Below are 22,405 nucleotides of genomic sequence, written 5' to 3'. Positions count from 1 at the left end.
GCCGGCCCGGTTCAGTAGCTCGGCTCTGCGTCGTCCGGCGGCTCAGGCCGACGGCAGCTCGACCGGCAGCGGCACCGGACGCTTCGCCACCCGGTCGTCGCCGGAGGAGCGGCCGCGCAGGTGCCGCGCCAGCCAGGGCAGCAGGTGCCGGCGGGTCCAGGCCAGCTCGGCGCGGACCACCTCGTGGCGGGGCCGCCGGGCGGGCGGCGGCAGCGGGTGTGACCACGACTCGTCGTAGCCGGGCAGGCCGGCGGTGTACGCGAGCGCGGCGGCGATCCGCTCGTGGCCGGCGGTGTTGGCGTGCAGCCGGTCGTCGCTCCACAGTCGCGGGTCCGAGGCGACTGGGTGCGCGCCGAGGTCCAGCAGGGTGGCCCCGGTCTCGGTGGTGACCGCCCGGACCGCCGCGTTGAACGCCAGCATCCGGCCGCGCAACGGCCGGGCCAGCGGCATCACCGGCGCCGGGTCGGGCAGCGTGAAGGTGAGCACCGTTGCGCCCTGACCGACCAGGGCCCGCTGCATCGCACCCACGTCCTCGGCCACCCGGTCGGCGTCGAACGACGGCCGGAGCACGTCGTTCATCCCGGCCACCACGGTCGCCAGGTCGGGGGCCAGCTCCAAGGCCACCGGCAGCTGCTCGGCCCGGATCCGTCCGGTGGTCCGGCCCCGGATGGCCAGGTTGGCGTACTCCAGGCCGCCCTGCGCCCGCGCCACAGCCAGGGCGAACCGGTCCGCCCAGCCGCGATAGCCGCCGGTCCCGTCCGGGTCGTCCAGCCCCTCCGTGGTGCTGTCGCCGATCGCCACATACCGCCGCCACATCACGAGTGCCAGCGTCCCTGATCAGCTTCGGGATCCTGAGTCGGATTGAGTTCCGGGATCGTTGCCCACCGTGGCGGGGATGCGTGGGCGTGGAAGTGGAATCCTGCGCCCAGTGCTGCTCCTCGTGGCTGGTGGCCGGTGGTGGGTGTGCTGATCGTGGTCACGCTCTGGTGCCGGTGGGCTGCGCGGGGCAGCCTCATCCGGTCCGTGAACCGCCCCGGGTCTGGTGGAGTCCTCAGACTGTGACCAGGGCTTGCTGGTCGGGGTGGTGGTGAGCGTAGAACATCGATTCGTACTCGGCTGGTGGCAGGTAGCCCAGGGCGGAGTGCAGCCGGTGGTGGTTGTACCAGTCGACCCATTCGGCGGTGGCCAGCTCGACCTGGGCGAGGCTGCGCCACGGCCGGCCGGGCTTGATCAGCTCGGTCTTGTACAGGCCGATGGTGGATTCCATCAGGGCGTTGTCGAGGGCATCGCCGACGGTGCCGATCGAGGCGTCGATGCCGGCAGCGACGAGATGGCTGGTGAACCGGAACGACGTGTACTGCGATCCGGCATCCGAGTGGTGGATCAGGCCCGCCGCGACCGGGCGGCCGTCGCGGTCTCGGCGCCACAGGCCCATGTCGAGGGCGTCCAGGACGAGGGTCGTGTGTTTGGTGGTGGCCGCGGACCAGCCGACGATCGCCCGGGAGTAGACGTCAACGACGAACGCCACGTAGACCACGCCGGCGAACGTGGCCACGTGGGTGAAGTCCGCGACCCAGCAGCGGTTCGGCGCGGCCGCGGTGAAGTCGCGTTGCACCAAATCCGCCGCTCGATCGGCTCGCGGGTCGGCGATGGTGGTGCGGATCTTGCGGCCCCGCACCACGCCGGCCAGGCCGGCCTCGCGCATGAGCCGCTCGACCGTGCACCGGGCCACCCGGTGGCCGTCGCGGCGCAACGCTGCCCAGATCTTGCGGGCTCCGTAGACGCCGTAGTTGGCCTGATGCACCCGCCGGATCTGCGCCAGGGCCTCGGCGTCGCGGACGGCCCGTGCCGACGGCGGCATGGTCTTGGCCTTGTAGTAGGTGCTGGCGGCGATCTTCATGCCGTGACCGGTCAGGACACGGCAAATCGGCTCGACCCCGCCGAACTGCTCCCGGTAAGCGTCGATGAACGCTACGAGCGATGCTGTGGCCGGTCGAGCTCGGCGATGCTCCTATGTCAAGCCGCCACCGCCATCAGGGTTCTCGGCGTGGTCGACGGCAATGTTGCGGCGGCGCCGGCGGGCTGGGGTGCGCGGCGTTCATCGACGATGAGGGCGGTGAAGACCCGGTCGGACAATCGGCGGCGCAGCAGCCGCAGCGCCTCGGTGCGCGTCTTGCCAGCGGCGAGCTGCTTGTCGACGTAGTCCTTACCAGGGCCGACGCCGCGGGCCTGCGTGACTGCGATCATGTGCAGGGCGGTGTTGACGACACGGTTGCCGCCACGGTTGAGCCGCACCCGCACCGTGTTGCCTGACCAGACCGGGATCGGGGCGGTGCCGTTGAACCGGGCGTAGGCGTGCCTGGAACGGAAGCGGGCCGCGCCGGCGGTCTCGCCCAGGATCATCGCCGCACCGAGGACACCGCAGCCGGGAACGGCGAGCAGGCTCGGCGCCAGGACGCGGACCAGGTCGCGTAGTTCCCGCTCCAGGCTGTTGATCTGCACGGTCAGCTCCCGACACCGCACGAGGAGGTCCCGGGCGATCCGAGCCACGGTGCCCTCGGCTCCGGCGAGCCGGTCGGTGAGTTCGTCGATGACGCAGTAGCGGCGCAGACCTCGAGACGGGATCTGCAGCCCCGGGTCGAGTTCGTGCAGATGCCACCGCAGCCGGTTGACCAACTTGGTCCGCTCCACGACCAGATCCCGGCGGTGATCAGACAGGAGCTTCACCTGCCGGGCCGGGCCGTCCAGCTGCGCCACCGGCAGGTCCGGTTCCCGCAGCGCCGCGTGCGCCACCGCGAGGGCGTCAATCGGATCGGACTTGCCCGCTTGCCGCGAACCCCGACGCGCCGCGGCCATCAGCCGGGTCGGCACCCGCACCACCTGGTGCCCGGCGCGCAGCAAATCGCCTTCCAAACGGCGGGTCAGGTGCCGACAGTCCTCCAGCGCGAAGCGGACCTGCGGCCATTGCGCGGCCCACTGCACCGCCTGCAAATGCCCGTCGCTGGTCGTTCCGACCGTCCGTTCGCCCAGCTTGCGACCCAACTCGTCCGCCGCCACCAGCGTGTGGCTGCGCTTATGCGCGTCGACCCCGATCACAACCATGCCGTCTCCCTCGCCTCGACCAGCTAAAACCTCCAGCCGGGCAGCGGGGGCACGCCTTCATCGAGCATCGGCACGCACCTATCAAGCCACACCGCCGCCCGGTGCAGGATCCGGCGGGGCCGCACATCAACGAAAAGCCACCAGCCGATGGCCGGGGCAGCAAAGAAACGAGCGAACCCCGCCGTACCACGATCAGGCTGGCATGAACGCAAAGAAAGCCGACGCGGCCTTCAAGATCTCATTCGCCCGCCGCAGCTCCGCGTTCTCCCGCTTCAACCGGCGCAACTCCGCCGACTCCTCGCTGCTGACTCCGGCGCGCTGGCCAGCGTCGACCTCGGCCTGCCGGACCCACTTGCGCAGCGTCTCAGCCGACCCGATCCCCAGCTTGGTGGCGATCGATCCGATCGCTTCCCACTCGGTCGCGTAGTCGCCCTTGTGCTCCAGCACCAGACGCACCGCCCGCTCGCGCAGGTCTCTCGGGTACTGCTTCGGCATGGTCAGATCCTCTCAAGCAAAGAGGTCTCTACCAGCCCCGGGGCGGTTCAACGCGGCCCCTGAACGCCGAAGAAGTCCCACACGATCAAGCTATGATCACTGCTGATCTTTAATCAAATCGGTGAGCCTACGAGCCGCCGCCCACCACGCGGGGGGCCGGGGACACCGCCTACAGCCAGCCGGAGCGGCGGAACAGCCGGTGCAGCGTCACCGCGGCCAGGGCCATCAGCAGCAGTGCGCCCGCGTAACCGTACCGCCAGCCCAGCTCCGGCATGTGGGCGAAGTTCATGCCGTAGATCCCGGCCACCGCGGTCTGGGTGGCGGCGATCGCCGCCCACGCGGCGATCTTTCGCATGTCGTTGTTCTGCTCGACGGCGAGCTGCGCCAGCCGGGACTGCAGGATCGAGTTGAGCAGCTCGTCGTACGAGCCGATCCGGTCCACCGCCCGGGTCAGCCGACCCTCGACGTCGACGAACCAGCGGTGCAGCGCCGGCGGCGGCCCGCCGGTTCGCTGCTCCAGCAGCGCCCGCAGCGGAGCCTGCCACGGCAGTACCGCCCGCTTGAACTCCACCACCTCGCGTTTGAGCTGATAGATCTGCTGGATGTCGGCCTTGCGGTCGCGGGCGAAGACGCTCTCCTCGACCCGTTCCAGGTCGTTCTCCACGTGACCGGCGACCTCCAGGTAGAGGTCGACCATCCGGGCGCAGACCGCGTACCCGACCGCCCACGGCCCCTCGGCCAGCACTCCGGGGCGGCGCTGGATGTCCTCCCGGACCGGGGCGAGGGCGCCGGCCGCGCCGTGCCGCACGGTGATGGCGAACCGGTCGCCGAGGAAGACCATCACGTCGCCGGTGTCGATCACCTCGGAGGTGTCGGTCAGCTCGGCGTGCTCGACGTAGCTCGCCGTCCGCAGCACCAGCAGCGTAACCTCGCCGTGCCGCTGCACGGCGGGCCGGTGCCCGTCGGTGAGGGCCTGCGCGACGCTGAGCTCGTCCAGCCCGAAGGTGCGCCCGACCGCGGCCATCACTGCCGCGCCCGGCTCGTGCAGCCCCAGCCACACGAACGACCGCCGGTTGCGGCGGGCCCGCGCGTACGCGTCGGCGTAGTGCGGCCGGCCCAGCTCGCGCCGGCCGGCGACGTAGACCGCGCAGTCCACCACCGCGTCCGGATTGGACCGGCGCGGAGTGCGCACCGGCGGGCCCTCGCTGTGCCCGCGCAGGCGGGCGAGCAGGGCGGGGAGCAGACGCCGGGGCCACCGACTCCGTACCGCCGACCGGTCCACCGCGCACCTCCTCCGGCAACTCCAGCTCGGCGCGTCTGGTGCCGCGCCGCGACCTGGAGCCGCCGTCCGCCGGGAACTGACGGCCTACCGTACGGTGCGCGGCCGGGTCGGTGGTGTCCGGCCCGCGTCAGCGGGTGGCGGTGGCGAAGACGACGATGTTGTCCGGGTAGCTTCCGGTACGCGGGTTGAACCGGCCGCCGCAGGTGATCAGGCGGATGCGGGATTCCGCGCCGCCGCCGTACACCCGGGCGGTGGGGAAGCGCTCCTTCGGGTACGCCCCGATGCCGTCCACGGTGAACGTCGCGACCCGGCCGTCGGCCCGGGTGACCTGGACGGTGTCGCCGGGGCGGAGCCGGCCCAGCTCGAAGAAGACCGCCGGACCTTCCTCCGAGTCGACGTGCCCCACCACCACCGCGTTGCCCGCCTCGCCCGGGGTGGGTCCGCGGCGGTACCAGCCGGCGATCTCCGGGTGGTCCAGCGGCGGCACCTCGAGCGCGCCGTTCTCGTCGGTGGCGACTGGGACGATGTCGGCGTCGACACCGATGCGGGGGATGACGATCCGTGCCGGTTCGGACCGGGGGAGCACCGGCCCGGGCGAGCCGGAGCGTTCGGTGGTCGGGGCGACCGACGCCCCCGGCTGTGGCGGTCGCGCCGAGGTGGTGCCGAGACCGGCGGCGACCAGGCCGGCCGAGACGGCGGCGGCCAGGATGACTGCGGCGACCGCCGCGACCATCCGCGACGACCGGCGCGCGGGGCTGTTCTGCTGCGACAGGTTTCCACCTCCGTCCGACGTGGACGCGGTGCCCGCACCGGTCGGGCCGGTGCGGGCACCCCGCTCAGGGATGGTGTGGCGTCGCCGTCAGGCGAGGGTGGTGTCGCGCCGGCGGCGACGCACGATCACGTACGCCCCGCCGGCGACCGCCGCGGCGGCCAGCGCGCCGCCCGCGACCAGTACGCCGGTGTCCCCGTCCTTGCCGCCGCCGCCCGCCGGGGCGCCGCCGACGGGTGTGGCGCCGACCGGGATGACGGTGAACGTGGCGGTGCCGCCGTTGCTGCCGTCGCCGCAGGTGGTGGTGACCGTGTAGGTGCCGAGGGTGAACCCGGCGGTGAAGAGTTCGGCGCTCAGCCCGCCGCCGACGGCAGCCGTGGTGGACCGGACGTTCTCATCCCGGTTGGGCCCGGTGACGTGGAAGATCGCATCACCCGCCTTCGGATTGCACTCCGTGGTTTTGAGGACGACCGTGCCGCCGACCGGGGTGGTGGATGGTGAGACGGTGGTGTCCGCGAGCGCGGCGGCCGGGAACAGCAGGGCGCCGAGGCCCAGGCCGACCGCCGCCGATCCGAGTACTGTCTTTGCCTTCATCCGCGTCTTCCCTCACTTTTCGTCCGCTGACTGCGTGGGACGCCGTTCGGGTGGCCAACTCCGTGACTAGCACCGGTGTGGCCAACACTAGGAGGGTTGAGGTGGTCACTCGGTGTAATTGAGAAATCTTCGTTGCCGTCACGGGTTCCCGGTGGGGGCGGAGAGGTGCGGACATGCCCGGCCAGCAACGGGCATCGAGGTCCACAAGGTCGTCCCGCGGCGCCCGGAACGTCCGGTCATCGCCGCAACGGCAAATCTGTCCGGTTCCGCCCACGAACGTCGTCGAAGGCCGCAGCTGAGCCGACCCCGCCCTGCCGCTCGTCGTCCGGGATGGACCGCTCGCCGCACTGGACCGACCACTCCCGGCGGCTGTGCCGTCGCTCAGCTCGCGTGGTGAACAGGGAGAATTACAGTCGGCAGGAGCACCACCGGATAGATCGCCACACATATCGGGGTGAGGAGCGAGCGGATGACCAACCCAGCCGGCGTCGAGGTCACCGGCGCCGCCCACCCCCGGTTCGACGAGATCCTCACCCCCGACGCCCTGGCCTTCCTCGCCGAGCTGCACCGCACGTTCGACCCGCGCCGCCGGGACCTGCTGGCGCGGCGGCACCGCCGTGACGCCGAGCTGGCCGGTGGGGCCATGTTGGACTTCCTGCCCGAGACCCGGGAGGTGCGCGAATCCGAGTGGCGGGTCGCCGACCCGGCCCCGGGCCTGGTCGACCGCCGGGTGGAGATCACCGGCCCGACCGACGCGAAGATGACCATCAACGCGCTCAACTCGGGCGCGAAGGTGTGGCTGGCCGACCTGGAGGATGCCAACACCCCGCTCTGGGAGAACGTCATCGCCGGCCAGCTCAATCTGCGCGACGCCATCGACCGCAAGCTCGACCTCACCTCGCCGGAGGGCAAGCAGTACGCCCTGCACGACGGCGAACTGGCCACCATCGTGGTGCGGCCCCGCGGCTGGCACCTCACCGAGAAGCACATCCTGGTCGACGGGGAGCGCGCCTCCGGCAGCCTGGTCGACTTCGGCCTCTACTTCTTCCACTGCGCCCGCCGGCAGCTCGACCGGGGCGCCGGGCCCTACTTCTACCTGCCGAAGATGGAGAGCCACCTCGAGGCGCGGCTGTGGAACGACGTCTTCCGGCACGCCCAGGACCGGCTCGGCATCCCGCGCGGCACCATCCGCGCCACCGTGCTCATCGAGACCTTCCCGGCCGCGTTCGAGATGGACGAGATCCTCTACGAGCTGCGCGAACACTCCGCCGGGCTGAACGCGGGCCGGTGGGACTACATGTTCAGCGTGATCAAGAAGTTCCGGACCCGGGGCGCCGACTTTCTGCTGCCCGACCGGAGCGCCGTCACCATGGCCGTGCCGTTCATGCGGGCGTACACCGAGCTGCTTGTGCGGACCTGCCACCGGCGCGGCGCGCACGCCATCGGCGGCATGGCCGCCTTCATCCCCAGCCGGCGCGACCCGCAGGTGAACGAGACCGCCCTGGCCAAGGTCCGCGACGACAAGACCCGCGAGGCCGGCGACGGCTTCGACGGCTCCTGGGTGGCCCACCCCGACCTGGTGCCGGTCTGCCGGGAGGTCTTCGACCGCGTCCTGGGCGACCGGCCGAACCAGCTCGACCGCACCCGCGACGACGTCCGGGTCACCGCCGCGGAGCTGCTCGACGTGCGATCCACCCCCGGCGGGCAGACCGAGGCCGGGCTGCGCAACGCGGTCAGCGTCGGCGTGCAGTACCTGGCCGCCTGGCTGCGCGGCGCCGGTGCGGTGGCCATCTTCAATCTGATGGAGGACGCCGCCACCGCGGAGATCTCCCGCAGCCAGGTCTGGCAGTGGCTGCACAACGACGTCACCCTCGACGACACCGGCGCGCGGGTCACCCACGAACTGGTCGAACGGATCGCCGACGAGGAGATCGGCAAGCTCCCCGGCGATGCGGGCGACTACGCCGACGCCCGGGCGCTGTTCATGGAGGTCGCCGTCGCCGACGACTTCGCCGAGTTTCTCACCGTCCCGGCGTACGAACGGATGCCCTGACCGACGAACGACCGCGACGCGGAGGTGGGCGATGAGCACGACCACGACGGACATCGAGGCTCTCGCCGCCGCCCTGCGCGCCGCCATCGGCGCCGACCGGGTGATCAGCGACCGGCAGCAGCTGCGCACCTACGAGTGCGACGGCCTCGCGCAGTACAAGGTGGTCCCGGCCCTCGCGGCCCTGCCCGACGACGCCGAACAGTGCGCCGCCGTGGTCCGCGCCTGCGTGGCCGCCGGCGCGCCGTTCGTCGCCCGCGGCTCCGGCACCGGGCTCTCCGGCGGGGCGCTGCCGCACGCCGACGGCGTCCTCATCGTCACCTCGCGGATGCGGGAGATCCGGGAGATCGCCCCCGACGACGAGCGGGCGGTGGTGCAGCCCGGCGTGATCAACCTGGCGGTCAGCCGCGCCGCCCACCCGCACGGCTACTACTACGCGCCCGACCCGTCCAGCCAGCAGATCTGCTCGATCGGCGGCAACGTCGCGGAGAACTCCGGCGGCGCGCACTGCCTGAAGTACGGCTTCACCACCCACCATGTCACCGGCCTCGAAGTGGTCACCCCCGACGGCGAGCGGCTACGGCTCGGCGGCCGCGCCCCGGACGCCCCCGGCTACGACCTGCTCGGCGCGTTCGTCGGCTCCGAGGGCACCCTCGGCATCGCCACCGAGGTCACCGTCCGGCTGACCCGGCTGCCCGAGGCGGTACGCACCCTGCTCGCCGCGTTCGAGTCGACCGACCAGGCCGGCGCGGCCACCTCGGCGATCATCGCGGCCGGGGTGGTGCCCGCCGCGGTGGAGATGATGGACGCGCTCGCCATCTCCGCGGCCGAGGCGGCCGTGCACTGTGGTTACCCGGCCGGCGCCGGGGCGGTGCTCATCGTCGAGCTGGACGGCCCGGCGCCGGAGGTCGACGCCCAGTTCGCCCAGGTGGAGGCGCTCTGCCGGGAGAACCGGGCGTTCGAGATCCGGATCGCCGCCGACGACGCCGAGCGGGCGCTGTTCTGGAAGGGCCGCAAGTCGGCCTTCGCCGCCGTCGGCCGGATCAGCCCCGACTACATCGTCCAGGACGGGGTGATCCCGCGGACCGCGCTGCCGGAGGTGCTGCGCCGCATCGGCGAACTCTCCGCCGAGCGCGGCATCCGGGTCGCCAACGTCTTCCACGCCGGCGACGGCAACCTGCACCCCCTGGTCCTCTTCGACGCCGCCGCCGAGGGACAGGCCGAACGCGCCGAGGAGGTCTCCGGCGCGATCCTCGACCTCTGCGTCAGCCACGGCGGCTCGATCACCGGCGAGCACGGCGTCGGCATGGACAAGGCGAAGTACCTGCCGCGGATGTTCACCGACGACGACCTGGACACCATGCACCTGCTGCGCTGCGCGTTCGACCCGGACGGGTTGGCCAACCCGGGCAAGGTCTTCCCGACGCCCCGGCTCTGCGGGGAGGTCCCCGGCCGGCGCAAGGGGGTCCACCCGGCGCAGGAGGCCGGGCTGGCGGAGGTCTTCTGATGCCCGCGGATCGGACCCTCGACCGGCTCCGGGCGGCCTGCCCCGACGACGCCGAGCCGGTCCGGGCGGCGGGGGAGCGGGACAGCATCGCCGGGGTGCCCGCCCGGTACGTGGCCGCGCCCGCCGACACCGCCCAGGCCGCGGCCATGCTGCGCGCGGCCGCCGACCTCGACCTCGCCGTGACCGTCCGGGGCGGCGGCACGAAGCAGGACTGGGCGAGCCCACCCCGCCGCCTCGACCTGATCCTCGACACCACCGCCCTGGCCGGGGTGGTCGAGCACGCCGCCGGGGACCTGATCACCGTGGTCCGGGCCGGCACCCGACTGGACCACCTCGCCGCCGCCCTGGCCGGCGCCGGCCAGCAGCTCGCCCTGGACGCGCCGGTGCCTGGCGGCACCGTCGGCGGGGCCGTCGCCACCAACACCGCCGGGCCCCGTCGCCTGCTCTACGGCACCCCGCGTGACCTGCTCATCGGGGTCACCCTGGTGCGCGCCGACGGGGTGGTGGCGCACGCCGGCGGCAAGGTGGTCAAGAACGTCGCCGGCTACGACCTGGCCAAGCTCGTCGCCGGGGCGTACGGCACGCTGGGGCTGGTCACCGAGGCCGCGTTCCGGCTGCACCCGCTCCCGGCGGCGGTCGGGTACGTCTCCCGGTCGGTCGACGACGTCGCCGGGGCCGCCCGGCTCGCCGCCGCGGTCCGCGCGGCGCAGCTCGTGCCGACCGCGTTGGAGGTGGCCGCCCCGCCCGGCGGGCCGGCCACGGTCACCGTGCTGGTGGAGGGCACCCCGGCCGGGGTGGCCGCCCGGGCCGACGCCGCCCGCCGGCTGCTCGGTGGTGACGCCACCGCCACCGACCACCCGCCCGACGGCTGGGGACGGCTGCCGTGGGAGGCCGGCGACACCGGGCTGAAGCTGACCGGCGCGCTGTCCGGCGTACCCCAAATGCTGGCCGGCGTTCGCGCGGTGGCCGACCATTACGGGCTGCCGCTGGCGCTGCGCGGCTCGGCCGGCGTCGGCGTCCTGTACGCCGGGCTGCCCGGCCCGGCCGACCCGGAGCGGGTCGCCGGCCTGGTCGACGCGGTACGGGCAGCGACCACCGCCGTCGCCGGACACACCGTGGTCCTCACCGCGCCCCCCGCGGTACGCGACCGGGTCGACGTGTGGGGACCGGTCGACGGCCTGGCGCTGATGCGCCGGGTCAAGCAGCGCTTCGATCCGGACGCCCGGCTGGCGCCCGGCCGGTTCGTGGGAGGCATCTGATGTCCGTCCCCCAGCAGCCCGGGCGCAGCCCGATCACCTCGCCCGGCGGCACCCGTCCGGCCAGCGGACCCGTCGACGCGCTCGCCGCGGCCGCCCGCACCCCCGGCGAGGCCGCCTTCGACGCACACCACCCGCCCGCGGCCGAACTGATCGCCGACTGCGTGCACTGCGGCTTCTGCCTGCCCACCTGTCCGACGTACGTGCTGTGGGGCGAGGAGATGGACTCGCCGCGCGGGCGGATCTACCTGATGAAGGAGGGCCTGGAGGGCGAGCCGCTGACCGACTCGATGGCCACCCACTTCGACCGCTGCCTCGGCTGCATGTCCTGCGTGACCGCCTGCCCCTCCGGGGTGCGCTACGACCGGCTCATCGGGGACACCCGGCAGCAGGTGGAACGCCGGCACACCCGGGGCCGGCGGGACCGGGCGCTGCGCGCGGCGATCTTCGCCCTCTTCCCGTACCGGAAGCGGCTGCGGTTGCTACGCGGGCCGCTGCGCGCGTACCAGGCGAGCGGGCTGGGTCGGCTGGTCCGCCGCACCGGGCTGCTGGCCCGGCTGGCGCCCACCCTGGCGGCGCTGGAGTCGCTCGCCCCGCCGCTGCGCCGGCCGCCCCGCCTGCCGACCCGGCTGCCCGCCGTCGGCACCCGCCGGGCCGTGGTCGGCATGCTGACCGGCTGCGTGCAGGGCGCGTTCTTCCCCGAGGTCAACGCCGCCACCGCCCGGGTGCTCGCCGCCGAGGGCTGCGACGTGCTGATCCTGCCCGACCGGCAGGGCTGCTGCGGCGCGTTGAGCGTGCACAACGGACGCGACGAGGAGGCCCGCCGGTTCGCCCGGCGGTTGCTCGACACGTTCGCCGCCGCCGGTGTCGACTTCTTCGTGGTCAACGCGGCCGGCTGCGGTTCCACCCTCAAGGAGTACGGCGACCTGCTCGGCGACGACCCCCGCTACGCCACCCTCGCCGCCGACTTCGCCGCCCGGGTGCGCGACCTGTCCGAGATCCTCGACGAGTTGGGCCCGGTCGCGCCCCGCCACCCGCTGCCGGTGACGGTCGCCTACCACGATGCCTGCCACCTCGGCCACGCCCAGGGCGTCCGCACCCAGCCCCGCCGGCTGCTGCGCGACATCCCCGGACTGGAGCTGCGGGAGATCGCCGACCCGGAGCTGTGCTGCGGCTCGGCGGGCATCTGGAACGTGCTCCACCCCGGGCCGGCCGCCGAACTCGGCGACCGCAAGGCCCGCACCGTACTGGCCACCGGGGCGCGGCTGCTCGTCACCGCCAACCCCGGTTGCCTCATGCAGGTCGCCGCCTCGGTGACCCGCGCCGGCGGCCACATCGCGCTGGCTCACACCGCCCAGGTCCTCGACGCCTCGATCCACCGCCGAGACGTCGAGGAGTTGCTGCAAGGAAGGGCCCCTTCTTAACGCATTCCGTAGAGGAGGGGTCCCCTCTTAACGCCTTCCACCCGTCCCAGAAGCGTTGAGGTGATCCATGTTCGACCAGTTCAAGGTGATCACCGACCCCGTCGGTGACTCCGTCGCGCTCTCGGCCATCTTCGCCGTCCTACCCCTGCTCGCCCTGTTCCTGCTGCTCGGCGTCCTGAAGATGAAGGCCTGGCTGGCCGGGCTGATCTCCCTCGCCGTCGCCCTCGTGGTGGCGGTCGCCGTCTACGCCATGCCGGTCGGGCAGGCGGTCCTGTCCGCCACCGAGGGCGCCGCGTTCGGCTTCTTCCCGATCCTGTGGATCGTCATCAACGCGATCTGGGTCTACAACCTGACCGTCGAGAGCGGACACTTCGACGTGCTGCGCCGCTCCTTCGAGCGGGTCAGCCCGGACATGCGGATCCAGGCCATCATCATCGCGTTCTGCTTCGGCGCGCTGCTGGAGGCCCTGGCCGGGTTCGGCACCCCGGTGGCGATCACCGTGGTGATGCTGATGGCGCTGGGCTTCCGGCCGATCCACGCGGCCTCGGTGGCGCTGCTGGCCAACACCGCTCCGGTGGCCTTCGGCGCCCTCGCGACCCCGATCGTCACCCTGGCCAGCGTCACCAGCGGCGCCAACGACGACGCCCGGCTCACCGTGGACACCCTCGGCGCGATGGTCGGCCGGCAGACCCCGATCCTCGCGGTGGTCGTACCGCTGATGCTGGTGGCCCTGGTCGACGGGCGGCGCGGCATCCGGCAGACCTGGCCGGCCGCGTTGGTCGCCGGGGTGAGCTTCGGCCTCGCGCAGTTCGTCGCGGCGAACTACATCTCGGTGCCGCTGACCGACATCGTGGCCGCGCTGGTCTCGGCCGCCGCCGTGGTGCTGCTGGTCCGGGTCTGGCGCCCGCAGACCCCGGCCGACCTGGGTCGCGAGCCGGCCACCGTACCGGCCGCGCGGGGGCCCGCCGAGGCCGAGCTGGCCGATCCGGGCACGGTCCGCGCCGCCGCTGGCTCCCGCTCCGGTACGACCACCGCCGCGCCCGGCCTGGGCGGCACCGGTGGCGAGACTCCGGCGGGCGACCCCCGGATCGACGAGACGGCTCCGGCCGGCCGGCACCGCTCCGACGGCGTCGAGCCCGGCCCTGCCGACCAGCCACCGCGCACCGCCGGACGGCGACTCGCCGACACCCCCGCCGAAGTGGCCCGGGCGTACGCCCCGTACCTGATCATCATCGCGATCTTCTCGATCGCCAACCTGGGCCCGGTCAAGACGGCCCTGGCGAAGGAGCCGTGGACGGTCAAGTTCGCTTGGCCGGGGCTGGACATCCTCGGCGGCAACGGCAAGCCGCTCTCCTCGACGACGTTCACCCTGAACTGGCTGCCCGCCGCCGGCACGCTGATGATCCTCGCCGGCATCCTCACCGCCCTGGTCCTGCGGCTCTCCGCCGGCCGGGCGCTGCGCGCGTACGGGCGCACCTACGTCGAGCTGCGCTACGCCATCGTCACCGTGATGGCGGTGCTCGCCCTGGCGTACGTGATGAACCAGTCCGGGCAGACCAACACCCTCGGCGCGTTCCTCGCCGCGGCCGGCGGGGCGTTCGTCTTCCTCTCCGCGATCCTCGGCTGGATCGGCGTGGCGGTGACCGGCTCGGACACCTCGGCGAACGCGCTCTTCGGCGCGCTGCAGGTGCAGACCGCGGCCCGGGCCGGCCTCGACCCGGTGCTGCTGGCCGCCGCCAACTCCTCCGGCGGCGTGCTCGGCAAGATGATCAGCCCGCAGAACCTGGCGATCGCCGCTGCCGCGGTCGGCATGGCCGGCCGGGAGGGCGAGATCTTCCGCAAGGTCTTCGGTTGGAGCCTGGTGCTGCTGCTGTTCATGTGCGTGCTGGTCGCGTTGCAGGGCTCGCCGGTGCTCGACTGGATGGTGCCCTGACCGGTACGGGCCCGGGCGCCGGCGACGCCGGCACCCGGGCCCGTCTGCCCGACGTCCCGCCCGACGGTTGGCCGGTTCGGCCGCATGGCCCGGCCGCCCCTCGATAGCGTCAGCTCACGGGGCGGGGCGGTGCCCGCCAGGGCGGTCCGGAGGGGCGGGTGGAGTCGGGTATCGGCCCGCGGGAGCGGACCGGGGCGTTCTGGGCCGGGCCGCTGCCCGAGGCGCTGCGGGCGGTCGGGGCCGCCGAACGGGGACGCACGGACGCCGAGGCCGCCCAGCTGCTGCGCGAGCACGGCCCCAACCAGGTCGAGGTGGGCCGCCGGCGGGGCTGGCGGCTGCTGCTGGCCCAGTTCACCAGCCCGATCATCCTGATCCTGGTCGCCGCGACGGTGCTCTCGATGGCCGTCGGCGACCTCACCGACGGGGCGATCATCCTGGCCATCATCGTGGCCAGCGGCGGGCTGGGCTTCTGGCAGGAACGCGCCGCCGGCCGCGCCGTCGACGCTCTCCAGGCCCGGGTCCGGGTGTGCGCGGAGGTGATCCGGGACGGCCGTGAGCTGTCCGTGCCGGTACCCGAGGTCGTCGTCGGTGACCTGGCGGTGCTGCGCCCCGGGGACGTCGTGCCGGCGGACTGCCGGCTGCTCGACGCGCAGCGGCTACAGGTGGACCAGTCGGCGCTCACCGGGGAGGCGTTCCCGGTGGAGAAGGGACCGGGCGAGACACCCGCGGAAGCGGACCTGGCCGGGCGGACCAATGCCCTCTGGATGGGCACCCACGTGGTCAGCGGGTCGGGCCGGGCCGTGGTGATGCGGACCGGAAGGCACACCTCCTTCGCCCGCGTTGCCGCCCAGGTGGCCGCCCGCCCGGCCGCCACCGGCTTCCAGCGTGGCCTGACCCGATTCGGGCTGCTCCTGGTGCGGATCATGGTGGTCCTGCTCGCCGCGATCTTCGCGGCGAACCTGCTGCTGGGTCGCCCGATCATCGATTCCCTGCTGTTCTCCCTGGCGCTGGCCGTCGGCCTGACCCCACAGATGCTTCCGGCGATCGTCGCGGTGAGCCTGTCCGCCGGGGCACGGATGATGGCCGCCGAGCGGGTCATCGTCAAACGACTCGAGGCCATCGAGGACTTCGGGGCGATGACGGTGCTGCTGACCGACAAGACCGGCACCCTGACCACCGGCACGGTGACCCTGACGGACAGCCTCGACGTCTCCGGGAGGCCGGACGACGAGGTGGGCCGTCTCGCCCGGCTCAACGCCGGCCTCCAACGCGGATTCCACAATCCCATGGACTCCGCGATCATGGCCGGGCAGCCGGCCGCCGACGAGCGGGCCCGGATTGCCGAGGTCCCCTACGACTTCACCCGCAAACGGCTGTCCCTGCTGGTCCAGGACGGGGGCACCCGCACGTTGATCACCAAGGGGGCGCTGTCCGCCGTGCTCGAGGTGTGCGCCACGGCCCGAACGGGCCGCGGGGTGGTGCCGCTGGACGAGGTCCGCGACGCGGTGGAGCGGCGCTTCGCCGACCTCAGCGCCCAGGGGCACCGGGTGCTCGGCGTCGCAGTTCGGGCCCTGCCCGACGCGACCACCGCCACCACGGCGGACGAGACGCGGATGACCCTCGTCGGGCTGCTCACCTTCCAGGACCCGCCGAAGCCGGACGCGGCGCAGGCCATCGGCCGGCTGGCCCGGATGGGCATCTCCGTCCGGTTGATCACGGGCGACAACCGGCACGCCGCCAGCCACGTCGCCGGCGAGGTCGGCCTCATGGGCGAGCCCATGCTCGGCGTCGACATCGCCGCCTGTTCGGACGCCGACCTGGCCGCCCGGGTCGCCGACACCGCCGTCTTCGCCGAGGTCGATCCCACCCAGAAGGAACGCGTCCTGGCGGCGCTGCGGGCCCGCGGCGCCGTCGTCGGGTTCGTCGGCGACGGCATCAACGACTCGCCCGCCCTGCACGCCGCCGACGTCGGCATCTCCGTCGACACCGCCGTCGACGTCGCCAAGCAGGCCGCCGCGATCGTGCTGCTCGAGAAGAGCCTGGACGTCGTGGCCGACGGCGTACGGCTGGGCCGGCGCACGTTCACCAACACCCTGAAGTACATCCGGGTCAACACGAGCGCTTCGTTCGGCAATGTGGTCAGCATGAGCGTCGCGACGCTGCTCCTGCCGTTCCTGCCGCTGCTCCCGCGTCAGGTCCTGCTGCTGAACTTCCTCTCCGACATCCCCTACACCACGATCTCCACCGACCAGGCCGATCCCGAGCAGTTGCAACACCCGCGGACCGTCGACGTCCGCGCGATCCGTCGCTTCATGCTGGTCTACGGCACCATCAGCATCGCCTTCGACCTCGCCGCCCTCGCTCTGCTGCGCTGGTGGTGGCGCGCACCCACCGACGTTTTCCGGGCCGCCTGGTTCATCCAGTTCACCGTCACCGAGATCATCGTGCTGATGGTGCTGCGCACCAACCGGACGTTTCTGCGCAGCCGCCCGTCCGCCACCCTGCTCGGCACCGGCGCGCTGCTCGCCGCGGTCACCGTGGCCCTGCCGTACAGTCCGCTCGCCAGGCCTCTCGGGCTCGCGTCCCCGCCGGGCCGGATGCTTGCCACCCTCGCCGTGCTCGCCGCCGGGTACGTCGTCGTCAACGAACTCACCAAACGACGGGTCCCGCCGGACCACCTGGGCGCGACCGTGCCGGCCCGGCGCCGGGCGAGCCGGTGACCAATGGCCCTACCCGGGCCGGGCGGCGCGGTGGACCGTGGTGGACGTGAGCACCGGTGTCCGCGCGGCCCGACCGGCCGCGGCCTGCCCGATCCGCCCCGGCGAGCCGTGCACCCTCTGCCAGGTGGGCGCGTTCGGCACGCGGCCGCGTCCGGCCCGGGAACCGGCCGGCGACTGAGGTCCGCTTCCGTCCGCGCGGCGGCCGTGCCCCACCCCCGGCGCCGGGTCCGGTCGGCGCCGGCAGTGGGTCGTACCCGGTTGATGCTTACCCGATGGCTCCAGCTGGTGTGGTTGCACCGGCCTGAGCGTGTCCAGGCATCGGGTGCAGCAGCCAACCGCCGCCGCTGCCGATGATCGTGTGGTTAGGTCGTGCGAAAAGCCGAGCCTTGACGGCGGAGGTCCTGTCAGGATGCTCGGCATGTCTGGTCGCGCACTGAGCTTCGGAGTGGTGGCGGAAGCATACGAACGGTTCCGGCCGGGGTATCCCGTGGAGCTTTTCGACCTGGTGATGACGTACGCGGGTCAGCCGGTTCGGACTGCCCTTGAGATTGGCGCTGGGACAGGCAAAGCGACCCGTCTGTTCGCGCAACGGGGGGTCACGGTCACCGCGACCGAGCCTGACGGGGCCATGCTCGCCGAGCTGCGTAAGCACGTGCCTTCAAACGTCAGGACCGTGCAAGCCGCGTTCGAGGACTTGCGACCAGGCGAGAGCTACGGGCTGGTCTATGCGGCAGCGGCGTTGCATTGGACGAACCCGGAGGGGCGGTGGTCGCGCATGGCCGCGCTGCTGGAGCCGGGTGGCGTGTTCGCCTCGTTCGGTGGACCGGTACGGCTGGCTGACCCGGCTGTGGAGGAAGCTGTGCGCGCGGCCCGGGCACCGTTCTTGGAGAGCGACGAGGTTCCGTCTCCAGACGGGACGCCCCAAGGACATGACATGCAGTGGCCGGGTACGGAGCTCCAACGGTCCGAGTGGTTCGCCGATGTTCAGCAGTCCGTGATCGAGCGGCGCTTGACGATGGGGGCTCGCGACTACGTCGGCCAGCTCTCGACCGTCTCGGCTTATCTCGAACTGCCGACCTCAGAGCGAGAGCAGGCATTTGGCCGGATCATGCAGGTCCTGCCGGAGACGGTCGAGATTGCCGCCGACATCATCGTCCATCTCGCGCGTCGACGCCGCGGGCGGTAGTGCCTCGATAATCCGACGTCAGCGCGGGCCGTGCGAGGTGATGGCGGCGACCCACAGCGCCCGCATCCCGTCCCGCCGTCGTCGGGTCAGCAGGGCGAAGCACACGGTGAGCACCACCAGGTCGGGCTGGTGGCCGGTCACCTCGACCGTGACTGCCGCGCCGGGACGGGTCGAGGTCCGCGCCGCGACGCGCCCGCCGGCGTGGGTCAGCAGACCTTCGTACCGCCGGAAGCCACGCGGCGTCTCCCATCGGGCCGGGGCGTCCCGTCGGGCCGACCGGGCCAGCGGCGGTTCCAGCTCCAGCGCCACGGCCCCGGGCGGCCCCGCGGTGACCCGCCGCCGACGCGGCCCGTGCGCCCGAACCGACCAGCTGCCGTCGGCCGCCTTCGCCTCGGCGCAGACCAGCCCAGGGCCGGTCCGCAGGGTTCCGTGAAGGACACCGGTGTCGCTGGTCAGCGTCCACGACCGGCGGCCGGTGCGACGCAGCGTCAATGTCGTCATCTCGCCCCCGTTTCTGCTCGGTGATCAGGTGCGGCGCCGGTGACGGTTCACCGGGCAGGCGGCTCGGGCCGGACCAGACCCACGTCGTACGCGAAGACCACCGCCTGGATCCGGTCGCGCAGGCCGAGCTTGGTGAGGATGGCCGAGACGTGGGTCTTCACCGTGGCGGTGCTCAGAAACAGCCGCTCCGCGATCTCGGCGTTGGACAGCGCCCGGGCGGTGAGCGTCAGCACCTCCACCTCCCGTGCGGTGAGGGCGGCCAGCCGCCCGGACGTGGTCGCCGGGGAGGGGAGCTGGTCGGCGAACCGGTCGAGCAACCGCCGGGTCACGGTGGGCGCCAGCAGCGCCTCGCCGCGGGCCACCACCCGTACCGCGTCGGCGAGGTCCGCCGGACGGGTGTCCTTGAGCAGGAAGGCGCTGGCCCCGGCGCGCAGCGCCGCGTACACGTGCTCATCCAGGTCGAAGGTGGTGAGCATGACGACCCGGGCGGGGTTGCCGGCGGCCACCAGTTCCCGGGTGGCGGCGATGCCGTCCTGCCGGGGCATCCGCACGTCCATCAGCACCACGTCCGGCCGGGTCCGGTTCACCACCGCGACCGCCTCGACCCCGTCGGCCGCCTCCCCGACGACGGTCAGGTCGGGCCGGGCGTCGATGATCATCGTGAGGCCGGCGCGGATCAGGCCCTGGTCGTCGGCGATCACCACGCGGACCGTCACCGTGCCACCTCTGTTCGCGACTGCGGGGCTCGCAAGACCGGCTCACTCCTCGCGCTCACGGTGCCACCTCTGTTCGCGACTGCGGGGCTCGCAAGACCGGCTCACTCCTCGCGCTCACGGCGCCACCCCCACGGGCAGCTGGGCCTGGACCTGGAAACCACCGGCGGGCAGCGGACCGGCGTCCAGGGTGCCGCCGAGCAGCCGGGCCCGTTCCCGCATGCCGACGATGCCGCGACCCTCACCCGCGCCGGCGCGGCGTGGGCGCGCCGTGCCGTCGTTGACCACCGCCAGGCGGAGCACGCCGTCGTCGTACCGGACGCTGACGTCGGCCCGGGTGGCGTGGCTGTGCCGCAGCGCGTTGGTCAGCGACTCCTGGACGATCCGGTACGCCGACAGCTGTACCCCGCCGGGCAGGTCGTCGTTGACGCCGCCCCGGCTCATCGTCACCTGGAGGCCGACTGCCCGGACGGCGTCGGCGAGCGCGTCGAGCTGCGCCAGGCCGGGCTGCGGCCCGTCCGGATCCGACCCGTCGTCGCTGGCCAGCGCGTGCAGCATCGACCGCAGCTCGGTGAGCGCGGACCGGGCGGCCGCGTTGATCGACCCGAGCGCGGCGCGGGCCTGCTCCGGGCGCTGGTCGAAGACGTCCTCGGCGGCGGCGGCCTGCACCGCGATGACGGCGACGTGGTGGGCCACCACGTCGTGCAGCTCCCGGGAGATCCGCTCCCGCTCCCGGGAGAGCAGCTGCCGCTGCCGGTCGCGCCGCCGCTGGGCGTGACCGCGTTGCAGTTCGCCGACCGCCCAACCGAGGCCCAACGCGGTCACCGCGAGCAGCAGGTCCCGCCAGCCGCCGGTGACCAGCTTCCAGGGCGTGGGGGCGAGCAGCAGCCCCAGCGCGACCAGGGAGACCCGGGGCGGCCGGAGCCGCGCCACGTACGCCAGGGGAGCGGTGACGAAACCGAGCCAGCCCAGCTGAGGGCAGAGTGCCTCCAGCCCGATGCCGGCGAGCGCTGCCACCGCCAGGGCGTACTCCGGTCGCCGGCGGATCCACAGCAGGCAGCTGGCCTGCACGGCGGCGAGGCCGATCACCACGGCGGTCCCGACCGTCGTGCCGGGGCCGGTGCCTGGGGCCAGGGCCACGGTCAGGGCGACGCCGAAGATCGCGGCGGCGATACCGCTGTCGATCAGCAGCAGGATGCGGGATCGGGACGGGCATTTCACATCCCGGATGCTAGGCCGCGGGTCCGCCCGACCTCATCGGTCGCGAGACGGAGATCGCGTGCCGCATCCGGTTCTCGGGACGGAGCGGGGAACCCGTTCGTGGCCCGATCCGGGGTGAGCGCGACCGCGCCTAGCGTGCCTCTGGAAGTCGTCCCCGGACCCGGCAGCGGGTCCGCGCATCAGTGGAGGTACAGGCCGATGAACACCATGACCACCGCAGCGGGTTCCCCCGTCGCCGCCGCGCGGCCGGCGCGCCGGCGCGGTCGGGCGCTGGCGGTGCTCGCCACCACCGCCGCCACCCTGCTCGTCTGGGTCGCCGCCGTCCCGCTCGCCGGGGTCGACCTGGTGGCCAACACGGGTGGCACGGAGCAGACCGTGACCCCGGTCGCGGTCGCGGTGTCCACCCTGCTGGCGGCGTTGGCGGGCTGGGGCCTGCTGGCGCTGCTGGAGCGGTTCACCGCCCGGGCCCGGGGCATCTGGACCGGCGTCGCCGTGGTGGTGTTGCCGGTGTCCCTGCTCGGACCGCTGGGCGGGGGAGTGGGTACGGCGGCGACGGTGACGCTGGTCGCGATGCACCTGGTCGCCGCCGCCGTACTCGTCCAAACGCTGTTCCGCACCGCCGGCCGCTGACCTGCCGGCGCCGGTCGCGGTCGGGGATGCCGCTACGGGGGTGGGCATCCCCGAGCCGGCCGGGCGTTCGCCTGATCAGCCGGCCGGGACCGGCGCCGGCAGTGGCTCGCCCGTCTCCAGCAGGCTCTTCAGGCTGGCCAGCAGCTTCGGCCAGCCGCCGCTGCCGTCGAGCTGGCCGCTGATCGCCCGGTGCATCTCGCTGTCGGGGGAGAAGTCGTCATGGGTCACGGTCAGCCGGACCGCGTCCCCGTGCGGTACGAGGTCGAAGGTGACCTTCGAGCGGCGCTCGCCGAGCCGGGCGTCCAGTTCCTCCGCGGACCAGCCGAAGTGCGCGGCGTGCTCCGGCTGGAACCCGTGCCACGTGTACGAGAGCCGCCGGTACCGCTCGGCCTCCAGCACCCGCTGACCGAGGTCCTTCGGCGCCGCGTCGGCCGAGTCCTGCCAGAGCAGGGGCGAACCGGGCCGCCAGTCGGAGACCAGGGTTACCCCACCCCAGTAGCGGCGGGTGAACTCCGGTTCGATCAGCGCCCGCCAGAGCTTCTCCGGGTTGGTCCGGATGTAGGTGGTGTAGACGAACGTGGGGTTCTCCATGGGGTCCCGCTCCAATGCTGTCTGCAGGTCGGCGAGGGCACGCGCCCGTTCCCGGTGGTAGCGGCCGATCCAGCGGTCGGCGACGGCGTTGATCGGGGCCGCGTTGAGGTGGTGCAGCTTCTCGCGGCCCCGGCGCGTCGTGGTCACCAGCCCGGCCGCCTCCAGCACGGCGAGGTGCTTGCTCACGGACTGCCGGGTCATCTCGAGCCCGGCGCAGAGTTCGCGCAGGCTCTGTCCGTTGCGGATGTTCAGGCTGTCGAGCAGCCGGCGGCGGCTGGCGTCGGCCAGCGCCCGGAACACCTCGTCCACCCGTCATCCTCTCAGAACACGCAACCGGATGGCTGCCTGTTCTGACAATAGGCAGCCGAACGGTTGCCTGTCCAGTCCGGCACTCCGTAGAACGTCCCAGCTAGCCTCCTAGGACGCTCTAC

Annotated in this window: 18 protein-coding genes and 2 pseudogenes; 9 read left to right on the top strand and 11 right to left on the bottom strand. The window is 73.0% G+C overall.

The features are described 5' to 3' along the window. Positions 1-42: 42 nt before the first annotated feature. From ACFYOS_RS06655 to ACFYOS_RS06625, 7 genes and pseudogenes are all read right to left on the bottom strand, one after another. The gene (locus ACFYOS_RS06655; protein ID WP_387136766.1) at positions 43-816 is read right to left on the bottom strand and encodes an SGNH/GDSL hydrolase family protein; all 774 of its coding nucleotides are present in this window, start codon (positions 814-816) and stop codon (positions 43-45) included. Positions 817-1,051: 235 nt separating this feature from the next. Beyond that, positions 1,052-1,972: pseudogene (locus ACFYOS_RS06650) on the bottom strand (IS3 family transposase); the annotation flags it as partial. Positions 1,973-2,016: 44 nt separating this feature from the next. Beyond that, on the bottom strand, positions 2,017-3,102 hold the full coding sequence (locus ACFYOS_RS06645) for an IS110 family transposase (protein WP_387136422.1): 1,086 nt from the start codon (positions 3,100-3,102) through the stop codon (positions 2,017-2,019). 213 nt (positions 3,103-3,315) lie between these two features. Then, positions 3,316-3,597 (bottom strand): annotated as a pseudogene (locus ACFYOS_RS06640) (transposase); the annotation flags it as partial. 169 nt (positions 3,598-3,766) lie between these two features. Further along, positions 3,767-4,879 carry a magnesium and cobalt transport protein CorA gene (locus ACFYOS_RS06635; RefSeq protein ID WP_387136421.1) on the bottom strand — a complete coding sequence of 371 codons (1,113 nt, stop codon included), beginning with the start codon at positions 4,877-4,879 and terminating at the stop codon, positions 3,767-3,769. Positions 4,880-5,006: 127 nt separating this feature from the next. After that, positions 5,007-5,612: a class F sortase gene (locus ACFYOS_RS06630; RefSeq protein WP_387136420.1), complete on the bottom strand. Its 606-nt coding sequence runs from the start codon at positions 5,610-5,612 to the stop codon at positions 5,007-5,009. 126 nt (positions 5,613-5,738) lie between these two features. Beyond that, a complete protein-coding gene (locus tag ACFYOS_RS06625) occupies positions 5,739-6,242 on the bottom strand; it encodes a hypothetical protein (protein WP_387136419.1) in 504 nt (167 codons plus the stop codon). Between the two features lie 469 nt (positions 6,243-6,711). Here ACFYOS_RS06625 and aceB point away from each other — a divergent pair, with 469 nt between their 5' ends. The 8 genes from aceB (at position 6,712) to ACFYOS_RS06585 (ending at position 18,318) form a co-directional block, all read left to right on the top strand. Beyond that, the gene (aceB, locus tag ACFYOS_RS06620) at positions 6,712-8,295 is read left to right on the top strand and encodes a malate synthase A (protein ID WP_387136418.1); all 1,584 of its coding nucleotides are present in this window, start codon (positions 6,712-6,714) and stop codon (positions 8,293-8,295) included. Positions 8,296-8,326: 31 nt separating this feature from the next. Beyond that, positions 8,327-9,799, top strand: a complete 1,473-nt coding sequence (locus ACFYOS_RS06615) for an FAD-linked oxidase C-terminal domain-containing protein (RefSeq protein WP_387136417.1) — start codon at positions 8,327-8,329, stop codon at positions 9,797-9,799. After that, the gene (locus ACFYOS_RS06610) at positions 9,799-11,058 is read left to right on the top strand and encodes an FAD-binding oxidoreductase (RefSeq protein WP_387136416.1); all 1,260 of its coding nucleotides are present in this window, start codon (positions 9,799-9,801) and stop codon (positions 11,056-11,058) included. The genes ACFYOS_RS06615 and ACFYOS_RS06610 overlap by 1 nt, the downstream gene beginning before the upstream one ends. Beyond that, positions 11,058-12,479 carry a (Fe-S)-binding protein gene (locus tag ACFYOS_RS06605; protein ID WP_387136415.1) on the top strand — a complete coding sequence of 474 codons (1,422 nt, stop codon included), beginning with the start codon at positions 11,058-11,060 and terminating at the stop codon, positions 12,477-12,479. The genes ACFYOS_RS06610 and ACFYOS_RS06605 overlap by 1 nt, the downstream gene beginning before the upstream one ends. Before the next feature lie 67 nt (positions 12,480-12,546). Beyond that, complete coding sequence (locus ACFYOS_RS06600; RefSeq protein ID WP_387136414.1) at positions 12,547-14,412, top strand: L-lactate permease; 1,866 nt, start codon at positions 12,547-12,549, stop codon at positions 14,410-14,412. A gap of 158 nt (positions 14,413-14,570) precedes the next feature. Continuing rightward, positions 14,571-17,132: a magnesium-translocating P-type ATPase gene (gene mgtA, locus ACFYOS_RS06595; RefSeq protein ID WP_387136413.1), complete on the top strand. Its 2,562-nt coding sequence runs from the start codon at positions 14,571-14,573 to the stop codon at positions 17,130-17,132. 46 nt (positions 17,133-17,178) lie between these two features. Continuing rightward, on the top strand, positions 17,179-17,310 hold the full coding sequence (locus tag ACFYOS_RS06590; protein WP_387136412.1) for a DUF6767 domain-containing protein: 132 nt from the start codon (positions 17,179-17,181) through the stop codon (positions 17,308-17,310). A 240-nt stretch (positions 17,311-17,550) separates the two neighbouring features. Next, positions 17,551-18,318: a class I SAM-dependent methyltransferase gene (locus tag ACFYOS_RS06585; protein ID WP_387136411.1), complete on the top strand. Its 768-nt coding sequence runs from the start codon at positions 17,551-17,553 to the stop codon at positions 18,316-18,318. 18 nt (positions 18,319-18,336) lie between these two features. On the opposite strand, the gene ACFYOS_RS06580 is transcribed toward ACFYOS_RS06585, so the two are convergent. The 3 genes from ACFYOS_RS06580 to ACFYOS_RS06570 all read right to left on the bottom strand — a co-directional run bounded on the left by ACFYOS_RS06580 (position 18,337) and on the right by ACFYOS_RS06570 (position 20,753). Next, entirely contained in the window at positions 18,337-18,819 is a 483-nt protein-coding gene (locus tag ACFYOS_RS06580) for a hypothetical protein (protein ID WP_387136410.1), read from the bottom strand. A gap of 47 nt (positions 18,820-18,866) precedes the next feature. Next, complete coding sequence (locus ACFYOS_RS06575; protein ID WP_387136409.1) at positions 18,867-19,535, bottom strand: response regulator; 669 nt, start codon at positions 19,533-19,535, stop codon at positions 18,867-18,869. A gap of 114 nt (positions 19,536-19,649) precedes the next feature. Next, complete coding sequence (locus ACFYOS_RS06570; RefSeq protein WP_387136408.1) at positions 19,650-20,753, bottom strand: sensor histidine kinase; 1,104 nt, start codon at positions 20,751-20,753, stop codon at positions 19,650-19,652. A gap of 198 nt (positions 20,754-20,951) precedes the next feature. Here ACFYOS_RS06570 and ACFYOS_RS06565 point away from each other — a divergent pair, with 198 nt between their 5' ends. Further along, positions 20,952-21,383 (top strand): DUF6069 family protein, encoded by a 432-nt coding sequence (locus ACFYOS_RS06565; RefSeq protein WP_387136407.1) that lies wholly within the window; start codon positions 20,952-20,954, stop codon positions 21,381-21,383. A 75-nt stretch (positions 21,384-21,458) separates the two neighbouring features. Here the strand turns inward: ACFYOS_RS06565 and ACFYOS_RS06560 are convergent, their stop codons facing one another. After that, a complete protein-coding gene (locus ACFYOS_RS06560) occupies positions 21,459-22,283 on the bottom strand; it encodes an ArsR/SmtB family transcription factor (RefSeq protein WP_387136406.1) in 825 nt (274 codons plus the stop codon). Between the last annotated feature and the right edge of the window lie 122 nt (positions 22,284-22,405).

The sequence above is a fragment of the Micromonospora sp. NPDC005806 genome (assembly GCF_042871425.1).
Classification (GTDB): domain Bacteria; phylum Actinomycetota; class Actinomycetes; order Mycobacteriales; family Micromonosporaceae; genus Micromonospora.
The sequence above is the reverse complement of the archived record's forward strand: the minus strand, read 5'-3'. Positions and strand labels throughout refer to the sequence as shown.

Coding starts and splice junctions, on each gene's coding strand:
- ACFYOS_RS06630 (WP_387136420.1), bottom strand. CDS start 5,612: ATGGTCGCGGCGGTCGCCGCAGTCATCCTGGCCGCCGCCGTCTCGGCC.
- ACFYOS_RS06605 (WP_387136415.1), top strand. CDS start 11,058: ATGTCCGTCCCCCAGCAGCCCGGGCGCAGCCCGATCACCTCGCCCGGC.
- ACFYOS_RS06615 (WP_387136417.1), top strand. CDS start 8,327: ATGAGCACGACCACGACGGACATCGAGGCTCTCGCCGCCGCCCTGCGC.
- aceB (WP_387136418.1), top strand. CDS start 6,712: ATGACCAACCCAGCCGGCGTCGAGGTCACCGGCGCCGCCCACCCCCGG.
- ACFYOS_RS06610 (WP_387136416.1), top strand. CDS start 9,799: ATGCCCGCGGATCGGACCCTCGACCGGCTCCGGGCGGCCTGCCCCGAC.
- ACFYOS_RS06600 (WP_387136414.1), top strand. CDS start 12,547: ATGTTCGACCAGTTCAAGGTGATCACCGACCCCGTCGGTGACTCCGTC.
- ACFYOS_RS06645 (WP_387136422.1), bottom strand. CDS start 3,102: ATGGTTGTGATCGGGGTCGACGCGCATAAGCGCAGCCACACGCTGGTG.
- ACFYOS_RS06655 (WP_387136766.1), bottom strand. CDS start 816: ATGTGGCGGCGGTATGTGGCGATCGGCGACAGCACCACGGAGGGGCTG.
- ACFYOS_RS06625 (WP_387136419.1), bottom strand. CDS start 6,242: ATGAAGGCAAAGACAGTACTCGGATCGGCGGCGGTCGGCCTGGGCCTC.
- ACFYOS_RS06585 (WP_387136411.1), top strand. CDS start 17,551: ATGTCTGGTCGCGCACTGAGCTTCGGAGTGGTGGCGGAAGCATACGAA.
- ACFYOS_RS06580 (WP_387136410.1), bottom strand. CDS start 18,819: ATGACGACATTGACGCTGCGTCGCACCGGCCGCCGGTCGTGGACGCTG.
- ACFYOS_RS06565 (WP_387136407.1), top strand. CDS start 20,952: ATGAACACCATGACCACCGCAGCGGGTTCCCCCGTCGCCGCCGCGCGG.